Below are 4607 nucleotides of genomic sequence, written 5' to 3'. Positions count from 1 at the left end.
GGACCGGACACGACCAGCACCACACACGCAGCAGCCGCCTCGAACACCTCGCCTACCGGCTCACGGCCTGACCCCGGAATTGCGCAGCAGAGTCATGTGATGCCGCAAAGCACTCGCGCCGGAGCGTCCCAGGCGCCGTACGAACCCGTCCTGGAAATCGTCCCGCCGGTCGAACACCATCACCGGCGCCTCGGCGAGCGCATCCGGCAGCGGCCCGGTGAGATACGCCGCCGCGAACTCCGGTGCCGCCACCGGCAGGTACCGCATCCGTCCCAACGCCCGCACCGAGCAGCCCGGCACCGCGTCCGGCGACGAGGTCACCGCCGCCATCACCAGCCCCTCCCGCAGCAGCGCGGCCGTGTGATCCTCGTCCTCGCGCCGCAGTTCGACGAAGACGCGCGGGAGACCGGTCAGCGCTCCCAGGAACCATGTCGCCAGCGAGTCCGCGTTGACCGCGACCGACACCCGGGTCGGCTCCCCGGCACCGCTCATGCCCAGCTCGCCGCGCGCGTCGCGTTCCAGCCGGGCCAGCTGCCGGGCGAACCTCACCAGCACCTCGCCCGACTCCGTCGGCCGCACCGGCTTGGTGCGCTGGAGCAGCACCCGGCCCGTGCGCTGTTCCAGCGCCTTCACCCGCTGGCTGACCGCCGACGGCGTCACACGCAGGGCCGCGGCCGCCGCGTCGAACGTGCCCTCGTCCACCACCGCCAGCAGCGTCCGCACCTGGTCGAGGGGAAGTTCCACCGTTCCACTCCCATCTACAGCTGCGCTAAGGGTACGTAAAAATCTTTAGCTGTACGTCCAGAGATCGCTTCCTTACCGTCGAGGGCATGTCCAGCCCCCTCGCCGCCGCTGCCGCAGGTTTCGGCAGCGGCCTCTCGCTCATCGTCGCCATCGGCGCCCAGAACGCCTTCGTCCTGCGCCAGGGCGTGCGCCGGGACGCGGTCCTCGCGGTCGTCGGCATCTGCGCCCTCTCCGACGCGGTCCTCATCTCCCTCGGCGTCGGCGGGGTGGGCGCGCTGGTGGCGGCCTGGCCGGGCGCGGTGCGGGCGGTCGGTCTGGTCGGCGGTGCCTTCCTGCTCTGCTACGGCGTGCTGGCCGGCCGCCGGGTCCTGCGGCCCGGCACCGGTGGCCTGCGTACCGAGGGCGCGGCGGCCGGTTCCCGGCGGCGCGCGGTGCTCACCTGCCTCGCCATGACCTGGCTGAACCCGCATGTCTACCTGGACACCGTGTTCCTGCTCGGCTCCCTCGCCGCCGACCGGGGCGACCTGCGCTGGACCTTCGGCCTCGGTGCCGCGCTGGCCAGCCTGTGCTGGTTCGCGGCGCTCGGCTTCGGCGCCCGGCTGCTCGGCCGGTACCTCGCCAAACCGGCCGCCTGGCGGGTGCTGGACGGGCTGGTGGCCCTGACCATGATCGGGCTCGGCCTGATGCTCGCGGCGGGCTCCTGACGCCCCCGGACACTGGTGGGGCCGCACCCTGGGACAACCGGTTCGGCCAGGCACAGGAGTTGCTGGGATAGTGATCCTGCAATCGAAAGATGTAGCGAGCACCAAGAGGACCAGGACACCAGGAACTCCGTGGACACCAGCGAGAGCGACACCCAGTCCGGCATACAGCCCCCCGAAGACACCACGGCGCCCCCGCCCCGGCGAGGCTGGCGCCGCTGGGCGATGGACACCCGCCCGCTGGCCATCCCGGCCTACCGGCGGCTGTGGACCTCCACGATCGTCACGTCGGTCGGCAGCCAGCTCACTGCGGTGGCCGTGCCCAAGCAGATCTACGACATCACCGGCTCCTCGGCCTGGGTCGGCGCCGCGAGCCTCGCCGGACTGCTGCCGCTCATCGTGTTCGCGCTGTGGGGCGGCGCGGTCGCCGACGCCATGGACCGCCGCAAACTGCTGCTGATCACCAACTGCGGTATCGCCGTCACCTCGCTGCTGTTCTGGCTCCAGGCCGTCACCGGCCTCGAATCCGTGGCCGCGCTGATGGTCCTGCTCGCCATGCAGCAGGCGTTCTGGGGGCTCAACGCCCCCGCCCGTACCGCCTCAATAGCCCGGCTCGTCCCCGAGGGGCAGCTGCCCGCGGCCAACGCCCTCGGGTCGACGGTCATGCAGACCGGGCAGGTGATCGGCCCGCTGCTGGCCGGTGCCCTGATTCCGGTCATCGGCCTGCCGGAGCTGTATCTGATCGACGCGCTGGCGCTGTGCGTGACGGTGTGGGCGGTCTACCGGCTGCCGGCGCTGCCGCCGCTGGCGCGTGCGACGGCCCGCCGGGCCGGGGTGCGGGAGATCGTGGAGGGGTTCCGCTACATCTCCATGCACAAGGTGCTGCTGCTGTCGTTCCTGGCCGACATCATCGCGATGGTGTTCGGCATGCCCCGCGCCCTGTTCCCGCAACTGGCCGCCCAGACCTACGGCTCCTACGGCGAAGGGCTGGCGCTGGGCCTGCTGTTCGCGGCGATCCCCGTCGGCGCGGTGCTCGGCGGGCTCTTCTCCGGCACGTTCTCACGGGCGCGCCGGCACGGCTGGATGGTGATCGGCGCGGTCGTCGGCTGGGGAGCCGCCGTCGCCGGGTTCGGGCTCAGCCGAAACCTCTGGGTGGCGGTCGCCTTCCTCGCCGCGGCCGGGGTCGCCGACATGGTCTCGATGGTCTTCCGGGGCGCGATCCTGCTGTCCGCCGCGACCGACGAGATGCGCGGCCGGATGCAGGGTGTGTTCACGGTGGTGGTCGCGGGCGGTCCGCGGCTGGCCGACGTCCTGCACGGCACCATGGGGTCGGTGTTCGGGCCGCGCGCGGCCGTCACGGGCGGCGGGCTGCTGGTCGTGGCCGTGATGCTGACCCTGACCGCCGCCGTCCCCGCCCTGCGCCGCTACCGCATCTGACCGTTCCTCGAGACCGAGTGGGAGGAGCCCGCCCGGCCGCCCGCCGCGAACGGACTTGGGCGCACCAATCAGCGCACCCCTACGCGGGCCGCCGCCCCACGTACGCGTCCAGCAGTTTGCCCCGGGTGACCTCCAGCCGGCTGGCGAGGATCTCGGCGACGGTCCGCACCAGCGAGAGCCCCAGCAGCGGATCCTCCACGCACAGCGCGAGCACGGCCGAGGCGTCGTACTCGTAGGCCCGCACCTGGCTGAACGCCACAGCCCCGAAGTCCCAGGTGTACGGCGGGAACAGCCATGACCAGCCGAGCAGGTCGCCGGCGCCCAGGCTGGCGACGGTGACCCGTTTGTGGGAGGTCACCTCCTGGTCCAGGTTGACCGCTCCCGAGCGGATCACCCAGAAGCGGTCCGCGGTGCCGCCGGCCTCGAAGATGCGGGCGTCCTCCGGGAAGGAGACCTCCTGAGCCAGTTCCATGAGGCGCTCACGCTGCGCCTGCGGGAGGGCGGTCAGCAGTTTGATGGCTTTGGTCATGGCGCTGGGCTCCTCGCCGGCGAGGGTACGGGGGCTTTGCCTATGCCCCATTTCAGCCGCTGCCGACCCGCCGGGCACCTCGAAGGGCATGAGAATCGCCGCCCGGGAGCCGTCCGGGCATAAAAAAGCCCTGGCTGGACGGGGGAGGCCAGCCAGGGCCGTCAAGCGGTGGTGCGGGAGGACCTGATGTCGACTCCTCGACCACTTATGGATGAACGCTAAACCATCGAGGGCCCTTTCGGGTACCTGGGAACAGGGTACGTGACCCGTTTCACTTAGGGGAAGCCCTTGCCGCCCCCGGATGTGTTTGGCAGCGCCCCGACAGGTGAGCCGAACAAGGAGAGACCCGCGCGGACGGGCCAGTCAGACCAACCGGTTCACCACTCAGGGAGCGAGTCGACCACTCAGGGAGCGAAGGGATGCGCGAGAAGCACCGGACCGAGTCAGCAGGGGCACAACCCGACTTCCGCCGGCTGTCGCTACGGCCGGCCGACGCCCGCAGAGCGGTCCGTGGCGCCGTCGCCCGGCAGTCCGTGCCGTGCGCCGCCGAGGCCCTGGAGGACGCTCTGCTCGTCACCTCGGAACTGACCACCAACGCGATCCTGCACGGCGGCGGGATCACCGGCTTCGACGTGGACGTCGAGGGATGCGCGGTGCGCGTGTCGGTCTGCGACCGAAGCGACTCACTGCCGGTGGCCGAGCAGGCCCCGGACGGGCGCGACCGCGGGCGGCCCGGCGGCCGGGGCTGGCCCATCGTCTGCCGGCTGGCCCGGGATGTCGAGGTCGCCGGACTGCCCCGCGGGGGTAAGCGGATCACCGCGGTAGTGTCCCTGGCCTGAGGCGGCGAACCGAACTTCGCACTGCGGTGTTTGCGCCCGGAGCGAAGGGGCAGGCGGACTGTCGTGCTTCGGACCGGAGGCGCGCGCCAGTGGGAGCAGTCATGTCGCCCCCGGGCCCGCAAAGCGGTCCGGGCGGTGCTCCCGCGGCGACTTTGACAACGCAGTTCGGGTCGAGTCCCGGAACCACGTTCCGGTGATGCCCTGGAACCCACAGTTCAGGAGCGATTCCGCATGCTCACCGACTTGTCCAACGGCCGCCCCAGCACGCCCGCCCCCACGACCCGGGCCCCGTCCCGGCGTTCGCACGACGACGCCCCCGATACGGCCTCCCTCTTCGCCCGTCTCGCCGCTCTCGGT

4 protein-coding genes and 1 pseudogene are annotated in these 4607 nt (G+C 71.7%); 3 read left to right on the top strand and 2 right to left on the bottom strand.

Annotated elements, in window-relative coordinates; all coding sequences use genetic code 11:
- Nucleotides 1-93 precede the first annotated feature (93 nt).
- Nucleotides 94-744, bottom strand: a pseudogene (locus ABTY98_RS41970) (ArgP/LysG family DNA-binding transcriptional regulator); the annotation flags it as partial.
- An 86-nt stretch (nt 745-830) separates the two neighbouring features.
- Here ABTY98_RS41970 and ABTY98_RS41965 point away from each other — a divergent pair.
- Both ABTY98_RS41965 and ABTY98_RS41960 read left to right on the top strand, forming a co-directional pair.
- Nucleotides 831-1448, top strand: a complete 618-nt coding sequence (locus tag ABTY98_RS41965) for a LysE/ArgO family amino acid transporter (RefSeq protein WP_352226440.1) — start codon at nt 831-833, stop codon at nt 1446-1448.
- A 129-nt stretch (nt 1449-1577) separates the two neighbouring features.
- The gene (locus tag ABTY98_RS41960; RefSeq protein ID WP_352226439.1) at nt 1578-2882 is read left to right on the top strand and encodes an MFS transporter; all 1305 of its coding nucleotides are present in this window, start codon (nt 1578-1580) and stop codon (nt 2880-2882) included.
- A gap of 79 nt (nt 2883-2961) precedes the next feature.
- On the opposite strand, the gene ABTY98_RS41955 is transcribed toward ABTY98_RS41960, so the two are convergent.
- Nucleotides 2962-3411: a cyclic nucleotide-binding domain-containing protein gene (locus ABTY98_RS41955; RefSeq protein ID WP_352226438.1), complete on the bottom strand. Its 450-nt coding sequence runs from the start codon at nt 3409-3411 to the stop codon at nt 2962-2964.
- Nucleotides 3412-3830: 419 nt separating this feature from the next.
- Between ABTY98_RS41955 and ABTY98_RS41950 the strand changes: the two genes are divergently transcribed.
- Nucleotides 3831-4250 carry an ATP-binding protein gene (locus ABTY98_RS41950; RefSeq protein WP_352226437.1) on the top strand — a complete coding sequence of 140 codons (420 nt, stop codon included), beginning with the start codon at nt 3831-3833 and terminating at the stop codon, nt 4248-4250.
- The last annotated feature ends 357 nt before the right edge of the window (nt 4251-4607 follow it).

Origin of the sequence: Streptomyces sp. NPDC096040, from assembly GCF_040303265.1 — a bacterium.
Taxonomy (GTDB): domain Bacteria; phylum Actinomycetota; class Actinomycetes; order Streptomycetales; family Streptomycetaceae; genus Streptomyces.
Note: the sequence above shows the minus strand (reverse complement) of the source record. Positions and strands in the feature narration are given on the sequence as shown.

Coding starts and splice junctions, on each gene's coding strand:
- ABTY98_RS41955 (WP_352226438.1), bottom strand. CDS start 3,411: ATGACCAAAGCCATCAAACTGCTGACCGCCCTCCCGCAGGCGCAGCGT.
- ABTY98_RS41950 (WP_352226437.1), top strand. CDS start 3,831: ATGCGCGAGAAGCACCGGACCGAGTCAGCAGGGGCACAACCCGACTTC.
- ABTY98_RS41965 (WP_352226440.1), top strand. CDS start 831: ATGTCCAGCCCCCTCGCCGCCGCTGCCGCAGGTTTCGGCAGCGGCCTC.